Source organism: Streptacidiphilus fuscans, from assembly GCF_015690355.1.
GTDB classification, from domain to species: Bacteria; Actinomycetota; Actinomycetes; order Streptomycetales; family Streptomycetaceae; genus Streptacidiphilus; species Streptacidiphilus fuscans.
Genome location: NZ_JADPRT010000005.1, coordinates 322,971 through 341,453, shown reverse-complemented (window position 1 = coordinate 341,453; position 18,483 = coordinate 322,971). Strand labels below are relative to the sequence as shown.

Below are 18,483 nucleotides of genomic sequence, written 5' to 3'. Positions count from 1 at the left end.
CGGTCCGGAATGTTCCGATAGGTCCCGATGCCCGGACCGGACCGGTGGCCGGGCCGGGGAACGGAGCGAGTCGATGACCACGGAAGCGCTGCCCTTCGAGGACACCTCGGACTTCGCCGACGCCGACCGGGGCTTCGTCGCCGCGCTCGAACCCGGCGTGGTCAGGGCCGCCGACGGGCGCGTGGTCTGGGACAACGACGCCTACGCCGCCTACCTGCGGGCGGAATGCCCGCCGACCGCGCATGCGAGCCTGTGGCGGCAGGCGCAGCTGGTCGCGCGGCAAGGGCTGTACCAGGTCGCCGAGGGGGTCTACCAGGTCCGTGGGCTGGACCTCTCCAACATGACGCTGGTCGAGGGCGAGCGCGGCGTCGTCGTCATCGACCCGCTGGTCAGCAACGAGACCGCCGCCGCGGCGCTGGCCCTGTACCGGCAGCACCGGGGCCCGCGCCCGGTGACCGGGCTGATCTACACCCACTCGCACGTCGACCACTTCGGCGGCGCGCGCGGCGTGCTGCCCGAGGGCACCGAGCGGGGCGTTCCGGTGGTCGCCCCGGCGGGGTTCCTGGAGCACGCGGTCAGCGAGAACGTCTACGCCGGCAACGCGATGTCGCGACGGGCGATCTTCATGTACGGGAACCGGCTGCCCAAGAGCCCCGAGGGGCAGGTCAGTTCGGGGCTGGGGATGACCCCGTCCACCGGCGCGGTGAGCCTGGTCCCGCCGACCGTCGACGTCACGGAGACCGGGCAGGAGGAGACGATCGACGGCGTGCGGATCGTCTTCCAGCTCACGCCGGGCACCGAGGCCCCGGCGGAGATGCACTTCCTCTTTCCCGACCTGCGGGTGCTCTGCCTGTCGGAGAACGTCACCCACACCATGCACAACATCCAGACCCTGCGCGGCGCGCTGGTCCGCGACGCACGGATGTGGTCCCGGTACGTCGACGAGGCGATCGAGCTGTTCCACGGGACGTTCGACGTGGCCTTCGCCTCGCACCACTGGCCGACCTGGGGGCACGACAAGGTCGTCGAGCTGATGGCCGAACAGCGCGACCTCTACGCCTACATGCACGACCAGACGCTGCGGCTGCTCAACGAGGGCCTGGTCGCCGCCGAGATCGCCGAGCAGATGCAGCTGCCGCCCGCGCTGGAGCGGGCCTGGCACAGCCGTGGCTACTACGGCTCGCTCAGCCACAACGTCAAAGCCATCTACCACCGTTACCTCGGCTGGTTCGAGGGGAATCCGGCGGGCCTGTGGGAGCTGCCGCCGACCGAGCTCGCCGCGCGCTACGTGGACGTGGCGGGCGGAGCGGAGGCGGCGCTGGCCAAGGCCCGTGCCTACGCGGACTCCGGGACCACGGAAGACCTGCGGTTCGCCGCCACACTGCTGAACCACGTGGTCTTCGCCGACCCGGCCGCCGTGGAACCGGTGACCAAGGACGCCAAGGAAACCCTGGCCGAGGTCTACACCCGCCTCGGCCACGGCAGTGAGAACGGGACCTGGCGCAACTTCTACCTCACCGCGGCCGTCGAGCTGCGGCGGGGCCCCGGCGGAGAGGTCGCCGACACCGCGGGGTCCGACGTGACCGGTGCCCTGACGGTCGAGCAGCTTCTCGACTCGATCGCCATCCGCATCGACGGACCGCGCGCCTGGGACGAGGACCTGACCGTCGACCTGGAGTTGAGCGACCTGCGTCGGCGGCACCGGCTGACGCTGCGCAACGGTGTGCTGACCCACCGGGCGTCCCGGCTGGAGGCGGCCCCGCGTACCCCCGCCGGGCTGACCCTCTCGCTCACCAAGCCGCAGCTCCTCGCCCTGCTGGGCGGCGCGGCGGCACTCGACACCGTCGAGCACGTCGGCGACATCGGCCTGGTGCAGCGCCTGCTGTCCCTGGTGACGACGCCGGACCAGCTCTTCCCGATCGTCACGCCCTGAGCCGGCGTCAGTCGGGCTCCGGGCCCTGGGTCGCCCAGGGCCCGAGCGGCACGGAGGCGGTGCTGCGTCCGGACGGGTCGAGCAGGTGGCCCATGCGCTTGACCGCGCGCAGCGCGAGCGCGCGGTCGGTGACGCGGACGGCGGGGTGACGGGCGACCAGCTCGGACTCGATGCGGTGCACCTCCTCGACCGAGCGGAGCCAGAAGGTGGCCAGCAGGTTGTCCGGCCCGGCGAGGGTGGCGACGAGGCGGACGCTGGTCAGGGCGGTCAGCGAGCGCGCCGTCGCGGCGAGGTCGGTCGCCGGGACCTCGGCGTGGAGTGACAGGGTGACCGGCCGTCCGAAGAGCGGGGCGGCGATGTCGCAGCGGAGCGCGGCCTCCTCGGTGGCGAGGAGGCGCTCGATCCGGCGGCGGGCGGTGGCCGCGCTGGTGCCCGCCGTCCCGGCCAGCCGGTCCCACGGCTGCCGTCCGTCCGCACCGAGCGCGGTGAGCAGTCGCAGGTCCAGGTCGGTGAGCTGACGGGCCGACGGGCGCTCCGACGACCTCGCCTGCGCCGTGTCCGCCAGCGCGGAGCTCGCGCGTGGTTCGAGCGCGTCCAGACGCCAGCGGCTGGCCTCGGTGACGACATGGGTGGCCACCGCGACCGACGCCTGCGTGACACCGCGGATCTGCTCGACCCGAGCGAGCAGGTAGCGCGTGAACGCGGCCAGGTCGGCGGTGATGACCTCGACGAACAGGTCGAAGCTGCCCGCGGTGAGCTCGATGGTCACCGCCTCCGGGTCCTGCGCGAGCTGGGCGGCGACCTCCTCGCGGTGACCCGCCGCGCAGCGCAGCCGGACGAAGGCGGTGAACGCGGCGCAGTGCGCGCCGGGGACCGCGGTGACCCAGGCGATCCCCTCTTCGTGCAGCCGCTGCCAGCGGCGCGACGCGGTCACCGTGGTGCAGCCGAGGGCGTCGGCGAGGTCCGTCCAGGTGGCCCGTGGCTGGACCTGGAGCGCATGGACCAGTGCCAGCTCGTCCTCGCTGATCGCCGCGGCGGCTGTGCTCGATTCGTTCACTGGAATACGCCTCGGTGATGGATTCCTGTCATCTGGATCCCCATTGTGCCCGCCTTCGCATCATCGTTCCCACCGGATCGGGAACGCCGGGCGAATGAGCCGAGCGGCCGAGTGAATGAGGAGTGCGGATGGGACTGCTGGACGACGCGCGGGCGATGGCGCCGGAACTGGTCGCGCTGCGCCGCGCCGTGCACCAGGAGCCGGAGGTGGGCCTGTACCTGCCCCGCACGCAGGAGCGGATCTTGGAAGGTCTGGAGGGCGTCCCCGGCACGACGGTCACGACGGGGCGTGCCCTCTCCTCGGTGACCGCCGTGCTGCGCGGCAGCCGCCCCGGCCCGACCGTGCTGCTGCGCGCCGACATGGACGCGCTGCCGCTGACGGAGCGGGCCGACGTCCCCTACCGCTCGCGCGACGACTCGGCCATGCACGCCTGCGGGCACGATCTGCACACGGCGATGCTCGTCGGCGCCGCCCACCTGCTCGCCGCCCGCGCGGACCGGATGGCCGGACAGGTGGTGCTGATGTTCCAGCCGGGGGAGGAGGGCGGGGACGGGGCGCGGCTGATGCTCGACGAGGGTGTGCTGGAGGCGGGGCAGGCGGCCGTGCCGGTGGACGGGCCCGAGACATCGCGCAGCCTGCCGGTGGCCGCCTACGCGCTGCACGTCAGCTCGCGGCACTGGGCGCGGGGCCAGTTCGCCACCCGGCCGGGCGCGGTGATGGCGGCCTCGGACCGGCTCGTCGTCACCGTCCACGGGACCGGCGGCCACGGCTCCGCCCCGCACCACGCCCGCAACCCCATCCCCGCCGCCTGCGCGATGGTCGGCGAACTGTCCGGAGTGATGGTGCGCTCGCTCGACCCGATGGAGCCGGTCACCTTCAGCGTCGGCGCGATCCACGCGGGCACGGCGGCCAACATCATCCCGGAGACGGCGTCCTTCCAGGCCACCGTGCGGACCTTCAGCCAGGACGCCGGGGACCGACTCGCGGCCGCTGTCACCACGTTGTGCCGGGGCGTGGCCGAGGCCCACGGCGTGACGGCGGAGGTGCGTTACCTCCGCGAGTACCCGCCGACCATCGCCACGCCCGCCGAGTCCGCGTTCGCCGCCGACGTCGCCCGCGAGCTGTTCGGTGAGGAGCGGTACGAGGAGATGCGCCAACCCCTCACTGCCGCCGAGGACTTCTCCCGCGTCCTCGCGCGCGTCCCGGGCACGGTCGTGCAGCTCGGCGCGACGCCGGAGGGGCAGGACCACCGGTCCGCCCCCGGAAACCACTCGCCGCACGTCGTCTTCGACGACTCCCTCGTCGCCGACGGCGCGGCCCTCTACGCCGGGCTGGCGCTGCAACGCCTGTCCGAGCACGGCAACTGACGCCACAGCAACTGACGCCACAGCAACTGACGCCACCGGCACGCGACGTCACCACCCCCACCCCTGAGCTGTCCTGACGGAAGGCTGGTTTCCCACCGATGAGCGACACCTCCCGCAGAGCCCCCGCGCTGGAGCAGCGCGCGATCGACTACGTGCCGCCGGAGGAGCGGCACGGCAAGCCGTGGCACCTGTTCACCCTCTGGTTCGCCGGCAACGTGCAGATCACCGGCCTGGTCAACGGCGCGCTGGCCGTCACCGTCGGGCTCGACCTGCCGTGGGCGATCGCGGCCATCCTGGTCGGCAATTTGGTGGGCGGCCTCTTCATGGCCTACCACTCCGTCCAGGGGCCGCGGTTGGGCATCCCGCAGATGATCCAGTCCCGGGCGCAGTTCGGTTTCTACGGCGCGGTCGTGCCGGTCGCGATCGTGGTGGTGATGTACTTCGGCTTCTCGCTGGAGGGCAGCGTCGTGAACGGCCACGCGGTGGCCGACTGGCTCCATCTCCCGTACGCCGCAGGCGTGATCACCACCAACCTGGTCACGCTGGTGGTCGCGGTGGTCGGCTACAAGCTGATCCACGCGGTCAGCAAGTACCTCTCGGTGGTCTCGGGCGTGGTCTTCCTGGCCCTCTTCGTCCAGCTGGCCCGGCACCTCCCGGCGCACTACCACGGCACCTCGGTCAACGTCGGGACCGTGCTGCTGGCGGTCTCCATCTTCGCGTCCTGGCAGATCACCTGGGCCCCCTACGTCTCGGACTACTCGCGCTACCTGCCCGAGGACACCCCGCCGAAGGCGACGTTCTGGTGGACCTATCTGGGCGCGGCGGTCGGCGGCTCGTGGGTGATGGTGATCGGCGCGTTCGCGGCGGTGGTCGGCGGCGACGCGCTCGGCAACGACTCCATCGGCTTCCTGGCGCACCAGTTCCCGGCCGTCTCCTGGCTGTTGGTCGCCGCGCTGATCCTGGGCGGCGTGCCAGGCTCGGCGCAGAGCCCGTACGGCGCCTTCCTCACCGCGCTGACGGCGATCTCGCCGACCGGCCGCGTGGGCGCGGGCCCGCGCGCCCGGATGCTGTTCGCGGTCTGCTTCGTCTCGGTGACCACGGTCCTGGCGATCCTGGCCGACTCGCACACCATGGACCTGTTCCAGAACATCATCCTGATCCTGCTCTACCTGCTGGTGCCCTGGACCGCGATCAACCTGACGGACTACTACCTGGTCCGGCACGGCGACTACGACGTCGAGTCCTTCTTCCGGATCGACGGCCCGTACGGGCGGGTCGACTGGGGCTCGGTGCTGATCTTCCTGGGCTGTATCGCGGTGGAGGTGCCGTTCGTCAACAGCCCCGTCTACGAGGGCCCGCTGGCCAAGGCGCTGGGCGGCGCGGACATCTCGTGGATCGTGGCCCTGCTCCTCGGCTGCGCGGTCTACTACGCGTACGCGGTGCGTCGCGCACGCCGCACCGGAGTTGGGCGGCAGGGCGACGAAGCGCCAGCGGGGCAGGCGGCCGTGACGCACTGACAGATGACGGTGCAGCTCGCCGGTGGGACCGCGACGGCGGTCCCACCGGCGGCCGATCACGCCTGCGGCAACGGCTCGACGGTCAGGTGGTAGTCCTGCCGGATCCGGCCGTCCGGGTCCAGGACGAGGAAGACCCGGGCGGCCCAGGCGACTTCGCCGCTGCTCGGGCCGGTGGCGTGGGTCAGCTGAATGGTGAGCACGACGATGTCGTCATGGACGGTGACGTGCTCGTCGTGCGTCACGCGGTAGGTGCCGGAGGCGACGAAGAGTTCGTGCGCCTCCGCGACCCGGTCCACCAGGCCGTGGTGGCCGCGGAACTGGACGCCTTCGACGAACTCCACGCCGTCCGTGGCCCAGAGCTCGGCGACGGCGCGGCTGCGTGCCGCCGGGTCCGGCTCGTTCCAGACGGCGATGTAGCGCTCCACGATCCGGTCGACGTCGACGGTGGCGTCGACGTCCGCGGTGGTGGTGGCGGAGGCGGAGGTGGTGGTGGTCTGGGACATGGTGGTCGACTCCCTTGGTTCCCGGTTCGATGTGGTGCAGTGCTGTGCTGTGCGCTCAGACTCCGGGCGGCTGCAGTGGGAGGGTCAAGGGGACGGCGACGCGCAACCCTCCCCCTGGGGGAGGCCCCACAATCGAGGGGTGACGACCTATCTGACGATCGGTGACTTCTCCCGAGCCACCCACATGACCGTCAAGACCCTGCGCCACTACCACGAGATCGGCCTGCTGGAGCCGGCCGACATCGACCCGCAGTCCGGCTACCGGCGGTACTCGACCGAGCAGATCCCCGTCGCCCAGGTGGTCCGGCGCTTCCGGGAGCTGGGCATGCCGTTGGAGGAGATCCGCTCCGTGCTCACGGCGGCCGACGTGCGGACCCGCAACGAGCACGTCAGCGCTCATCTGCGCCGCCTGGAGGACGAGTTGGAGAGCACCCGGCGGACGGTCGCGGCGCTGCGGGACCTCCTCGGGCCGCCGACGGCAGCGGGGGACGGGCCCGCGATCGAGCTGCGCAGCGTCGGCGAGGTACGGGCCGCGGCGGTCACGGCGACGGTCGGGGTCGAGGACGTCGGGGCGTGGTTCCAGGGCGCGTTGGGAGAGCTGTTCGCCACCGTGGCCGGCCAGGGGCTCCGCGAGACCGGCCCGGCGGGCGGCGTGTACGCGGACGAGCTGTTCACCCTGCACCGAGGGCAGGCCACCGTCTTCGTGCCCTGCGACGGCCCGGTACGGCCGGTCGGGAGGGTCGAGCCGCTGCGGGTGCCTGCGGCCGAACTCGCCGTCCTCGAACACGTCGGCCCGCCCTCGGAGGTCGACCGCGCCTACGGCGCGCTGGCGACCTACGTCGCCCGCCACGAACTCGCCGTCGACGGCCCGCTTCGTGAGTACTACCTGGTCGGCCACCGCGACACCCCGGACAGCGCCCACTGGCGCACCGAGGTCGGCTGGCCGGTCTTCCGCACCCGGGTCGACGACAGGTCCCCCGTTGCGGCTCAGCCCGGCGGCGACAGGCGGCGGGCGCGGGAGTCGAGGTAGCGCTGTTCGGCGAGGCTGGCGGTGGCCTTGGCGGCGCGGCGGTAGTGGTCGCGGGCGGCGGTGGTGTCGCCGGAGCTTTCCAGCAGGTGGGCGCGGACTGAGAGGAGGCGGTGGTGGCCGGTCATGCGGGGGTCGTCGTCCAGGGTGGCCAGCAGGTCGAGACCGGCCTGCGGGCCCTCGGTCTCGGCGAGGGCGATGGCGCGGTTGAGGGTGACCATCGGGTTGGGCGCGATCCGCTCCAGGATCAGGTAGAGGGCGTGGACCTGGGACCAGTCGGTCTCCTCGGCCGTGTCCGCGGAGGCGTGGGTGGCGGCGATGGCGGCCTGGAGCTGGTAGGGGCCGAGGGTCGGCCTCGCCAGCGAGGACTTGGCCAGAGTGAGACCCTCGTCGATCAGCGCGCGGTCCCAGCGCGAGCGGTCCTGCTCGGCCAGCGGCACGAGGTCGCCGGTGGGGGTCGTCCGGGTCTCGCGGCGGGCGTGGGTGAGCAGCATCAGCGCGAGCAGGCCGGTCACCTCGCCGTCGTCCGGCAGTTGGGCGTGCACGGCGCGGGTCAGCCGGATCGCCTCGCGGGCGAGGTCGGTGCGCTGTAGGTCCTGGCCGGAGGAGGCGGTGTAGCCCTCGTTGAAGATCAGGTAGAGCACGTGCAGGACGACCTGGAGCCGCTCCTCACGCTCTGGGCCCTGCGGCAGGACGAACGTGCTGCCCGCCGCCTTGATCCGCTGCTTGGCGCGGCTGATCCGGGCGGCCACGGTCGCCTCAGGGACCAGGAACGCACGGGCGATCTCGGCCGTGGTCAGCCCACCGACCGCGCGCAGCGTCAGCGCCGTCTGCGAGGCCGGTGTCAGCGCGGGATGGCAGCAGAGGAAGAGCAGGACGAGGGTGTCGTCGGTCTGCGGCACCTGCGCAGGCTCCTCCTCCGGCATGAGCTCCGGCACGAGCTCCGCGGCGGTGGCCGACTCCCGCGCGCGGCGGGCCTGGTCGCTGCGGAGCTGGTCCACGAAGCGCCGTTGGGCGACCGTCAGCAGCCAGCCGCGCGGGTTGTCCGGTACGCCCTGCTCCGGCCACTGGACGGCCGCGGCGAGGACGGCCTCCTGCACGGCGTCCTCGCAGTCCTCGAAGGCGCCGTAACGGCGGACGAGTGTGCCGAGGACCTGCGGCGCCAGCTCGCGCAGCAGGTCCTCGACGGTGGGTTCAGGCGCTTCGCTCACGCCTCCAATTGTCCGTCGGAGAACATGACCTGCCGCACCTCGACACCCAGGCCGGGGATCGCGGCGTCCGGGATCTGCGCGGCCAGCTCGATCGCGCGCTCCTTGTTCTCGCAGTCGACCAGGTAGAAACCGCCCAGGAACTCCTTCGCCTCCAGGAACGGCCCGTCGGTCACCACCGGCTGGCCGTTGCGGACCGTCACCACCGCCGCCTGCGACGGGTCGACCAGCGCCTGCGTGGTGATCAGCTCACCCGACTGCTTCAGCGCCTCCATGAACCGGCCGTGTCCGGCGCCGACGGCGGCCTGCTCGTCCTCGGTCAGCGCGTCCAGCACGGCGGGGTTGATGTGCATGCTGATCAGGAACTTCATGGTGTGCTCCTCGGTGTGCGCGGGCCCCGGTCGGGCCCTTTCGACCAGTGGTCGGAGCCGACGCCCGCATCTTGACACCGCTCGCGGAAACTTTTGCTGATTGCCCGAACCGTCCGGTCCCGGCCCGGCCCGAGCCTCAGGGCACCTCCGCGTCCTCCTCGTCCTCGCTCTCCTCGGGAAGCTCGCCCAGCGTGGGATCGGGGCGCTCCTGCGCCAGCCGTGCGTCCAGGCTCTCGCCGGACCGGCCCTCGCCGACCGTCACACCGTCGCGCAGCGCCCCGAGCGGGCGCCCGCGCGGGACGTAGCCCTCCTCCAGCGGGTTCTCCCCGCCGACCAGGGTGTCCTCCGGGTCCAGGAGCCCCTCGAAGTCCGGCGGCTCGTCCCCGTCGGGCCGGTAGACCTCGTCGCCCCAGCTTTCACTCACGGCTCGCTCCTTCCGGGCTCCCGAGAATCCCATTGTGATCCCGAGGGAGGGCGGAGTGCCGAGGAATGTTCCGCCGGTCGGCGCTACGCGAGGCTCGATGGGCGAGGGCTCGCTGGGCGACGGGTCACCGGCGACGGCTCACACGAAGATGTTGTCGTGCTTGAGCAGGAACTCCATCCGCTCCTCCTCGGTCATCAGCGGGCGGTCCTGCGCGGCGCGCGCCACCAGCTCCTCGAAGTACTCCTCGCGCGGCGCGCCCGGCGAGAACATCAGCAGCATCGACGCCGCCTCGCCGGACTCGTTGCGGAACGCGTGGATGCCGCCCTCGGGCACGTAGAGGAAGTCGCCGGCCGTGGCGTCGATCCACTTCTCGCCGTTGAAGAGCCGGACGGTGCCTTCGAGGATGAAGAACGACTCGGAGATGGTCCGGTGGATGTGCGGGGCGGGACCGCTCGGCGAGCCGCTGAAGTCCCAGCGGTAGAGGCCGAACTTGCCCTCGGTGAGCGTGCCCTTGGCCAGGTAGCTGACCTGGTTGCCGTTCGGGTAGGTCAGCTCGGGGGTCTCCGCGCCGGGGCGGTGCACGGCGGACACCTCGCCCTCGCCCGTGTAGCGGATCGGCGGGTAGGAGGTCACGGCGTTGAGCTCGGCGTCGTTCGGCAGGGACATCGTGCAGCCCTTCTGGGAGGCGCAGGACGGATCGGTCGTTCACGAGCGAAAGCGAAAGGAACTGTACCGACGCGTTCAGGTGAACTCAACCGTTCAGTTCAGTCACTGCTAGCCTGAAACCGCCTGATGATGACCTGAAACCGGCTGATGCCCTGAAACCGCTGGGGAAGGGAACGACGATGCCCGCGGGTGACCGGGCCGAGCGCAAGCGCGCGGCGATCGTGCGCGCCGCCGCGGAGGTCTTCGTGGAGGACGGCTACGCCGCCGGGGTGGACCGGATCGCCGCCGAGGCGGGCGTCTCGAAGGTGACCGTCTACAACCACTTCGGCAGCAAGGAAGCCCTGTTCGTCGAGGTGGTGACCGAGGCGCTGGAGGATGCCCTGGGCGCAGCCGTCGCGCGCGCCGAGGCCCGGCTGGCCGCGTCGGCGGACCTGCGGGAGGCGCTGGTGCTCGCCTCGCGCGCGTGGGTCGAGGGGTTGACCGCGCCGAAGGTGGCCGGTCTGCGTCGGCTCGTCGCCGACGAGGTGCGCACGTTCCCCGAGCTCGGCGCGGCCTGGCGGCGCAGCGGCCCGGACCGTGCCCACCCCGCGCTGGCGGCCGCGTTCCGTCGGCTGGCCGCCGAGGGCCGCCTGGAGATGCCCGATCCCGAACTGGGGGCGACGCAGCTCTTCGCGCTGGTGCTCTACCCGCACCTGGTGCAGGGCTCCTGTGGCGCCGAGATCGGCGCGAGGACCACGGAGGATCTGATCCGCAGCGGCGTGGAGATGTTCCTGGCGTACTACCGGTACCGCGAACCGGGGGCGGGCACTCGGCCCACCCCCGGTTGACGTTCCGTCAGCGATCAGGCGTCAGTGCAGGATCGCGTGGGAGATGGCGCAGGAGTTGGTGTCGTTGGACCAGCTGGCCTGCTCGGCGAAGGTGCCGAAGGAGCCGAACTTGATGTTCGCCGCGCCGCCCGCGGTGCCCGGGTTCAGCCAGGCGCACTCGTCGGAGTTCTCCTCGCCGTTGTAGGAGCTGCCGGTGTTGTTGGTCCAGCCGCCCGCCGGGTTCTTGTCGGACATCATCTCGTGCCACTCGTGGCCGAGGGTCATGGTGTACCCGTCAAGCGTTCCGGGGGAGTTGATGAAGCCGACACCGCAGCTCGCGCCGAGGTCCATGTTGTACGGCTGGTTGGAGAAGGCGATGTCGCCGTAGGGCGAGGAGACCGGGCCGCCGGTCAGGGTGGTGTCGCCGTTGTAGTCGTGCCAGGCGCAGTACCCGGTGCTGGGGTTCTGGTAGCCGTCCGGGTCGGTGCCGTGGGGCGACAGGATGATGTAGTAGGCGTCGCGGTTGGCGGCGGCCGTCTTGTTGCCGAAGTGGGCCGCGGCGGCGACCGCCTCGACGCCGAGCTGGTGGCCGGTGGCGTTGGTCGGCTCCGCCTTGGAGTTGTCGTACCAGACGCCGGACAGCACGCCACCGGTCTGGTAGGGGATGAAGGCGGCGTTGCTCGGGCAGCTGGTGGCCCCGGCCTTGACGTTCGGGCCGTCACACCACTGGGTCAGGTCGGCCGACCACTTCTCGCCGTTGGTGCCGATGCCCTTGAACATCTGCTGCGCGGCGCCCGCGGCCTTGTCGGGGTCCTTGGAGAAGGCGGCGTCGCCGTTGGAGGCGGTGGTCTTGGTCCCCCACTGGGTGCCGTAGAACACCAGGTAGACCTTGGCGTGGCCGCTCAGCACGCCGATGCCGTCGATGCCGCCGCCGTAGGACAGCGTCTCCGGGCCGGTGGTGGCGGCGGAGTGGGTCTTCGCCCAGGCGCGCATCTCGGTGGTCTCGGTACGCGTGGGTATCACGCCGTGCCGGTAGGTGTGGCCGGTCTGCGGGTTGTACGGGTTCGCCATCGGCGCCGGGTGCGCGCCGCTCGCCGCCACCGCCGTGGTGGACTGCGCCGCGACAAGCGCACCGGCGGTGATCAGGGTCAACGAAGCGACCCCGGTGACGATCTTGCGGCGCGAGCCGCGCTGGTTGGAGAGACCCATGGGAGTCCGATCCTCTCTTCGCTCGCCAAATGGCGTGTAGGGAACGGTGCGTGGGGAAGTGTCCGGAGTGTGAACGACCGGTGCACCACTGGTCGTGGTGGTAGCGAACCAGACGTGTTCGTGTCAGGTCAATGGGTCCGGCGTAACACGTAACGACACGTAACGCGGAACCTGGCGGAACCAGGGCGTAACGGCCCGCAGGAGACGTGATCAGGAGCCCGCGACGGAATTCCCCTCTCGTCGGCAACCGGCGGGGTGATGATGTCCCGTCATGTTCCGCGGGGCAATATGTCAGCGCGCGCACCTGGGCAGAAGCAGATGTTCTCGATGCCTGCCCGGAACGTCTGACGTCGCGAAGGGTGAAAACAAAATCGGACTGATGCGTTCCGCGTCGGGGAAACGCCTGCTGAAATGTTACGCCGATTCGGTCCTGCCCCTTACAGGGTCAGATCCGGTTGCGCGATTGAAGGCGCAGTGCGCGAAGGGCGATCTCAATACCGAATCGCTCGTCGGGATCGCTGAGGCGCGGGCCGAAAATCCGCTCCAGAACGCGCAGGCGATAGCGGATCGTCTGCGGGTGGACGCCGAGTTCCTCGGCCATCTGCGGCGCGGTGTCGCGGGTGGACAGCCAACTGCGCAACGTGTCGCTCAGGCGCGAACGCTGAGTAGGCGTCAGGCCTTCGAGCGGGCGCAGGTAGCGCTTGCCGAACTGTCGTAGCAGCGCCGGGTCGCCCAGCAGCCAGAGCTGCAGCAGGTGGTCCTCGCAGAAGACCACGGGCAGGTCCGTGAGCACGCCGGTCTCCGAGAGCGCCAGCGCCTGCCGCGCCCAGCGCAGCGAGTCGGGCGCCTCGCTGAGCGTCGTGGTCAGCCCGACGGCGGCGCGGCAGCCGGTCAGCGCCAGGCTGAGCGAGATCCGGCGCATGTCGTCGAGGTGGCCGGGGACCAGCAGGTGCGGCTCGGGGTCGGACAGGTCGGCGAGGATCTCGCCGTCCAGCTCGGAGCGCTTGGGTCGGCTGCCCGGATGCAGCGCGACCATGGTGACTTCCTCGGGGAGCGTCCAGTTCGCCTGCTGCGCAAGCTCCTTGAGCGTGGCGCGGCTCATCGGCGCGCCGGCCAGGATGCGGCGCAGCAGGCGGCGTCTGCGGTTGTCGGGCTCCTCGCCGAGCTCGACCAGGGCCTGCCGGTAGCCCTCGCGGGAGAGTTCGGCGATCTCGCCCATATAGGCGAAGAGCGCGTCCGCGAAGGTCATCAGCAGCGCCGCGGACAGGTTGTAGCGGCGGCCGACCACCCGGACCCGGCGCAGCGCGACCTGGCAGGCGATCCGGTAGGCCTCCAACAGCCGGTCCAGATTGCGGCCTTCGTAGGCCTCGAAGCGGCCGAACTGCCGGCAGATCTCGTCCCGGCTCGGCATGGTCCCGGTGGTGCGCTGCGGCGGCAGGCCGACCTGTTCGACGAAGGCGACGACGTTCTGCTCGATGCCGCGCCGGATCACCCGGGCGCCCTGACCGTCCAGCAGGTCGGCGTACTCCGGTATCGCGCCGACGATCTCCTCCAGCATCTCCTTGAGCAGGCTGGGGAGTTCGGGACGCATGATGGTGGTGAGCTCGCGCGGGATCGCGCTGAGCGCGGAGACGCGTGGAGCGGAGTGCTGACCCGGCGCCGTCATGCCTCTCCCTCGCGTGGGCAGGGCGCGCCGCAGTTCCGCCGCGCCGGATGTGGTGGGCGGGAGCAGGCAGAACGCCGGTGACTTCGTTGGCCCTTGAAACATAGACCACCGTGTGTGTGCGGCGCAGCACCTCGGAACCCGGAAGTTCGTGTGGAGCGATGCTTACCGGCCGGTCATGCTCACTTGCCGACAAATTCTGTGACGGTCCCCCTGCTGCCGGGCACAAGAACGGGGCCTCGGGGCGAGATGACTGAGCAGATCTCGACGCGGACGGTTGCGGTGTCGGTTACCCGTGCGTAGCGTCACTCGGCACGAGGAATCGCCCGACGAATTGTCAGGAGAATTCCGGGAATTGGTTCGCGCCGTCCCGCACCATGGCGGCGTATGCATCCGTTTGTCTTTTCCGCAGGCTCGGGAAGGAAGAGAACGTGTACAGATTTACCAAGGCGACCATCGTTGCGGCGACCATGGCGGCTGCCGTCGTGGGTCTGGGAACCACCGAGGCGAGCGCGGCCGGCACCTACACCGTGTCCGGCGGTGGCAGCTTCACCGGCACCTCCACCGACACGCTGCTGACGGACACCACCACGGGCACCGTGCTGACCTGTACGACCGCATCGGCGAGCGGCAGCGCGGCGAACGGCACCGGCCTGTCCGGCACCGCCCTCGCCACCGTCAGCGGCGCGACGTTCACCAGCTGCACCGGACCGGCGGGGATCACCTTCACCGTCAGCGCGAGCAACCTGCCGTGGAAGTTCAACGCCACCAGCTACGCGAACGGGGTCACCACCGGCACGCTGACCGGCGTCGAGGCCAGCATCTCCGGGGCGTGCAACGCGACCTTCGGCGGCACCACCAGTGGCGGACCGGCCACCCTCACCGGGACCTACACCAACTCCACCCACACGCTGAGCATCACCGGCGGCACCCTCATCGCCGAGAACGTCAGCGGTCTCTGCCTCGGCCTGATCAACAACGGCGACTCCAACACCTTCACCGGCGACTACGCACTCTCGCCGGCCACCCTGCAGGTCACCTCGCCGTGATCACCACCGCACGACGCAGGTCGTGACAAACGCCGGTGACGGCGCTTGTCACCCGATGACAAGGGGCGGGACGCGGGGGACGTCGCGCGGAGTCTCCTGCTCCCCTCCCTTGTCGCGAGGTGCGCGCGGGACATAGTGTCCCGCGCCACCGAGCTGATCACCCGTCAACGACCACCTCAACAGCCAGTGCACCGGAGAGGGAGGCGGCATGCGAGGGCGACCGGGACGCGGGAGCGGTCGGAGGGTGCTGCGCCTCTCGGGGGTCGCCGCGGCGGCGCTCCTCGCCGGACTCGTGCCCAGTGTGAATTCCTCGGCCGGATCCCCGAATTACGTGACTTCCTTGCGTTATTCGTGTCGCTTTCCGACAGGGGTTGTTCCGGTCACCGCCGTCGTTCGGCCGCAATTTCCGGAGCAGGGACATCCGGGTACTGCGGTGCAACCGGACAGCGTCGACGTCGAGTTGACGCTGCCCCGGTCGGCGGTCGTGCCGGGGAGCGGTGCCGCTGCGGTGGCTGTCGACGCGGACCTCGCGGTGGGCGTGGTCCAGGGGAGCGACAGCAGCCAGACGCAGTGGAGCGGGCTGACCGGCCCGGCCGCGAACGTCGGTGCGGGCAGCGGCAGCGAGGTGACGCTCGGGGTGTCCGGTCGTCCGCCCACGGTGACCGCAGGGGAAGGCGGCACCGTGCTGTTCACCGCGGGGACCCTCAGCCTCGACGTGACCAGTGCGCCCGCATCGACCTCGGCCGGTACGGGGGCGACACCCGCCAAGGCACCGGTTCCCGCTGCCTCGACGCTGCCCGCCCCGGCTGAGGCTTCGTCGGCTGCTGCTGGGACGCCTTCGCTGTCGGCGAGTGCCGCGACGAGTGCGTCGGCCTCGCCGTCCGGGACGCCCTCGGCGACGGTGTCGGCACCCGGGTCCACTCCGGGTTCGCCGCCCGCTTCGCCTCCTGCTTCGACGCCGCCGACCGGGCCGGTGACTACCCAGGTGGGCTGCACGCTCGACCCGGGTCAGCAAGGCACCATCGGTGCCGTCCCGGTCGTCGGAGGGGGAGTTGGCCGGGTCGGGCAGTTGACCGTTCCCGGGGTCGACTCCCATGTCAGCACCTGCCCGCCGCTGCCGACGGGGTCGCTGGACCCCCGGCAGTTGCCCCCGGTGCCTCCTGGCGCGCTGGTCCACACTTTCCCGGAGCAGGAGGAGTGTGCGTTCGCGGTCGGGTGGGCGAACATCGGCAAGCAGGGCGAGGCGACCGCGGTCAATGATCCGAACCAGCACCCGACGTTGGCGTCCCTCTCCACGGTCCGAGTCGTTGAGGTGCTGCCGAGCAAGCCGAACCCGTATCTCGAACTGGACTCGCTCGGCAACCTGAACCTGCCGCCGTCCCAGACGACCTTCCTGACCTTCGGCTTCATGCCGACGTCGGCGACCCTCGCCTTCCAGTCCCTCAGCCCGCTGACGGTCGTCACCACCGGATGGTCGTCCTTGAAGCAGCCGTCGATCACCACCATCAGCGGATACCAGGAGATGACCATCTCGAATGTGAAGGTCAACGGCGTACCGCTGGACGTCGGCCCGGACTGCCGGACCTCAACTCCGGTGCATCTGGAGCTGCATGGCCGTGCGGACAGCTATCTGCCCGGCGGTGGTGACGGTCTGCCCGACTATGTCGTGACCGCGGGTGGCCCGCTCTACGAGACAGGCTTCTACATCCCGCCGTTCACGGGCTGCGGTTCCAACGGCCAGAACTACGACTCGCTCTTCACAGCGGCGGTCTCCGGCTCGGACAACTCCCTCTACTTCGAGCAGGGGCCGGCCTGCCTCCCGCAGGCCCACTACCAGTGCCTGCCGGAGATCGGTCTTCCGTCGCTGCCCAGCGCCACCAGTTCCAAGCCCGCCATCACGCCCAAGGCCAGGAGGTGACATGGGCATCGAAGTCGTCGTCGAAGGACTGACCAAGTCCTTCGGGTCCCAGATGGTCTGGCACGACGTCAGTCTGACTCTGCCCGCCGGGCGGATCAGCGTGCTGCTCGGGCCGTCGGGGACCGGGAAGACCGTGTTCCTCAAGTCCGTCATCGGGCTGGTCCGCCCCGAGCGCGGGCGGGTGATGGTCGACGGGGTCGACATGGTCAACAGCCCGGACCGGGACGTGTTCCGGGCCCGGAAGCTGTTCGGCGTGATGTTCCAGGACGGCGCGCTGTTCGGGTCGATGAACCTCTACGACAACATTGCCTTCCCGCTGCGCGAGCACACCCGGCGCAGCGAGCGCGACATCCGAGGGATCGTCACGGACCAGATGGAGCGCGTCGGGCTGGGCGGGGCCGGGGACAAGCTGCCCGGGGAGATATCCGGCGGCATGCGCAAGCGCGCCGGGCTGGCGCGCGCACTGGTGCTGGACCCGCAGATCATCCTCTGCGACGAGCCGGACTCCGGACTCGACCCGGTCCGCACCTCGTTCCTCTCCCAGCTGCTCGTCGACCTCAACGCGCAGATCGACGCGACGATGCTGATCGTCACTCACAACCTCGACATCGCCTCGACCGTGCCCGACCACGTCGGCATGCTCTACCGGGGCGAGTTGGTCGGCTTCGGGCCGAGAGAGCAGCTGTTCGGCAGCCGGGACCCGGCCGTGCGGCAGTTCCTCTCCGGCCGCGTGACGGGTCCCATCGGCATGTCGGAGGAGAAGGACGCCGCCGACCTGGCCGGTGAGGCCGCCGAGGGCGCTGTGCTGCCGCCTCCGCCCGAGCTGCCGCCGCTGCTCCAGCCCTCGGCCGGACTGCCGCCGCGTCGCGCCTCGGAAACCGCGGCCGACCCTCGCCTGGCGACGGCGACCACCGCGACGCTGCCGGTCGTCCACCTCCCGGCCGGAGCAGCCGGGGAGCCGTCGTGACGGCCGTCAGAACGCGCGACCGGATCGCGCAGGCGCCCGTCGCGGCGCTGCGGGAGAGCGGGCAGCTCTTCGCACTCGGCGCGCAGACGGTCCGGGACACCTTCCGGCGGCCGTTCCAACTGCGGGAGTTCGTCGAGCAGTTCTGGTTCGTCGCGAGCGTCACCATCCTTCCGGCGGCGCTGGTCTCGATCCCCTTCGGCGCGGTGATCGCGCTTCAGGTCGGTTCGCTGACCCAGCAGTTGGGCGCGCAGTCGTTCACCGGCGGGGCCAGTGTGCTGGCCGTGATCCAGCAGGCCAGCCCGCTGATCGTGGCGCTGCTGATCGCCGGCGCCGGCGGCTCGGCCATCTGCGCGGACCTGGGCTCGCGCAAGATCCGCGAGGAGCTGGACGCGATGGAGGTGATGGGCATCTCCCCGGTGCAGCGGCTGATCGTGCCCCGGGTGCTGGCCACCATGTCGGTCGCGGTGCTGCTGAACGGGCTGGTGTCGGTGGTCGGGGTGCTCGGCGGCTACTACTTCAACGTCGTGATGCAGCACGGGACGCCCGGCTCCTACCTCTCCAGCTTCTCGACGCTCGCCCAGCTGCCCGACCTGTACATCAGCGAGATCAAGGCGGTGATCTTCGGCTTCATCGCGGGGATCGTCGCCGCCTACCGGGGCCTGCACCCGCGCGGCGGACCGAAGGGCGTCGGCGACGCGGTCAACCAGTCGGTGGTCATCACCTTCCTGCTGCTCTTCGTCACCAATGTCGTACTCACCGCTCTCTACCTGCAGCTCGTGCCGCCGAAGGGGGTCTGAC

Annotated in this window: 17 protein-coding genes; 9 read left to right on the top strand and 8 right to left on the bottom strand. The window is 70.9% G+C overall.

Translation table 11 applies throughout. The annotated features are described in order from the left end of the window. Positions 1-73 precede the first annotated feature (73 nt). Positions 74-1,933, top strand: a complete 1,860-nt coding sequence (locus I2501_RS14790) for an alkyl/aryl-sulfatase (RefSeq protein WP_196194446.1) — start codon at positions 74-76, stop codon at positions 1,931-1,933. A gap of 7 nt (positions 1,934-1,940) precedes the next feature. Here the strand turns inward: I2501_RS14790 and I2501_RS14785 are convergent, their stop codons facing one another. Then, complete coding sequence (locus I2501_RS14785) at positions 1,941-2,990, bottom strand: Lrp/AsnC family transcriptional regulator (RefSeq protein ID WP_196194445.1); 1,050 nt, start codon at positions 2,988-2,990, stop codon at positions 1,941-1,943. 128 nt (positions 2,991-3,118) lie between these two features. Between I2501_RS14785 and I2501_RS14780 the strand changes: the two genes are divergently transcribed. Together I2501_RS14780 and I2501_RS14775 are read left to right on the top strand one after the other, a co-directional pair. Continuing rightward, positions 3,119-4,357, top strand: a complete 1,239-nt coding sequence (locus I2501_RS14780; RefSeq protein WP_196194444.1) for a M20 metallopeptidase family protein — start codon at positions 3,119-3,121, stop codon at positions 4,355-4,357. Positions 4,358-4,455: 98 nt separating this feature from the next. After that, a complete protein-coding gene (locus tag I2501_RS14775; RefSeq protein WP_196194443.1) occupies positions 4,456-5,874 on the top strand; it encodes a purine-cytosine permease family protein in 1,419 nt (472 codons plus the stop codon). 56 nt (positions 5,875-5,930) lie between these two features. Here I2501_RS14775 and I2501_RS14770 read toward each other — a convergent pair whose 3' ends face one another. Beyond that, entirely contained in the window at positions 5,931-6,377 is a 447-nt protein-coding gene (locus I2501_RS14770; protein ID WP_196194442.1) for a nuclear transport factor 2 family protein, read from the bottom strand. A 139-nt stretch (positions 6,378-6,516) separates the two neighbouring features. Between I2501_RS14770 and I2501_RS14765 the strand changes: the two genes are divergently transcribed. Next, entirely contained in the window at positions 6,517-7,407 is an 891-nt protein-coding gene (locus tag I2501_RS14765) for a MerR family transcriptional regulator (protein ID WP_196194441.1), read from the top strand. Here I2501_RS14765 and I2501_RS14760 read toward each other — a convergent pair. From I2501_RS14760 to I2501_RS14745, 4 genes are all read right to left on the bottom strand, one after another. Next, positions 7,365-8,615, bottom strand: coding sequence for an RNA polymerase sigma factor (locus tag I2501_RS14760; RefSeq protein WP_196194440.1), 1,251 nt, complete (start codon positions 8,613-8,615; stop codon positions 7,365-7,367). The two genes, I2501_RS14765 and I2501_RS14760, sit on opposite strands and share 43 nt — an antisense overlap. Next, positions 8,612-8,983: a YciI family protein gene (locus I2501_RS14755; RefSeq protein ID WP_196194439.1), complete on the bottom strand. Its 372-nt coding sequence runs from the start codon at positions 8,981-8,983 to the stop codon at positions 8,612-8,614. The genes I2501_RS14760 and I2501_RS14755 overlap by 4 nt, the downstream gene beginning before the upstream one ends. Before the next feature lie 136 nt (positions 8,984-9,119). Then, entirely contained in the window at positions 9,120-9,407 is a 288-nt protein-coding gene (locus I2501_RS14750) for a hypothetical protein (protein ID WP_196194438.1), read from the bottom strand. A 138-nt stretch (positions 9,408-9,545) separates the two neighbouring features. Further along, the gene (locus I2501_RS14745; protein ID WP_196194437.1) at positions 9,546-10,073 is read right to left on the bottom strand and encodes a cupin domain-containing protein; all 528 of its coding nucleotides are present in this window, start codon (positions 10,071-10,073) and stop codon (positions 9,546-9,548) included. A gap of 179 nt (positions 10,074-10,252) precedes the next feature. Here I2501_RS14745 and I2501_RS14740 point away from each other — a divergent pair, with 179 nt between their 5' ends. Then, a complete protein-coding gene (locus I2501_RS14740) occupies positions 10,253-10,900 on the top strand; it encodes a TetR/AcrR family transcriptional regulator (protein WP_196194436.1) in 648 nt (215 codons plus the stop codon). 21 nt (positions 10,901-10,921) lie between these two features. Here I2501_RS14740 and I2501_RS14735 read toward each other — a convergent pair whose 3' ends face one another. Both I2501_RS14735 and I2501_RS14730 read right to left on the bottom strand, forming a co-directional pair. Then, a complete protein-coding gene (locus tag I2501_RS14735; protein ID WP_215909626.1) occupies positions 10,922-12,088 on the bottom strand; it encodes a hypothetical protein in 1,167 nt (388 codons plus the stop codon). A 445-nt stretch (positions 12,089-12,533) separates the two neighbouring features. Then, a complete protein-coding gene (locus tag I2501_RS14730; protein ID WP_196194435.1) occupies positions 12,534-13,754 on the bottom strand; it encodes a helix-turn-helix domain-containing protein in 1,221 nt (406 codons plus the stop codon). A 428-nt stretch (positions 13,755-14,182) separates the two neighbouring features. Here I2501_RS14730 and I2501_RS14725 point away from each other — a divergent pair, with 428 nt between their 5' ends. The 4 genes from I2501_RS14725 (at position 14,183) to I2501_RS14710 (ending at position 18,482) form a co-directional block, all read left to right on the top strand. After that, complete coding sequence (locus I2501_RS14725) at positions 14,183-14,800, top strand: hypothetical protein (protein WP_196194434.1); 618 nt, start codon at positions 14,183-14,185, stop codon at positions 14,798-14,800. Between the two features lie 208 nt (positions 14,801-15,008). After that, positions 15,009-16,718 (top strand): DUF6801 domain-containing protein, encoded by a 1,710-nt coding sequence (locus I2501_RS14720; protein ID WP_328806370.1) that lies wholly within the window; start codon positions 15,009-15,011, stop codon positions 16,716-16,718. Between the two features lies 1 nt (position 16,719). Then, positions 16,720-17,685 (top strand): ABC transporter ATP-binding protein, encoded by a 966-nt coding sequence (locus I2501_RS14715; RefSeq protein ID WP_196194432.1) that lies wholly within the window; start codon positions 16,720-16,722, stop codon positions 17,683-17,685. After that, the gene (locus tag I2501_RS14710; RefSeq protein ID WP_196194431.1) at positions 17,682-18,482 is read left to right on the top strand and encodes an MlaE family ABC transporter permease; all 801 of its coding nucleotides are present in this window, start codon (positions 17,682-17,684) and stop codon (positions 18,480-18,482) included. The genes I2501_RS14715 and I2501_RS14710 overlap by 4 nt, the downstream gene beginning before the upstream one ends. Position 18,483: the final 1 nt, after the last annotated feature.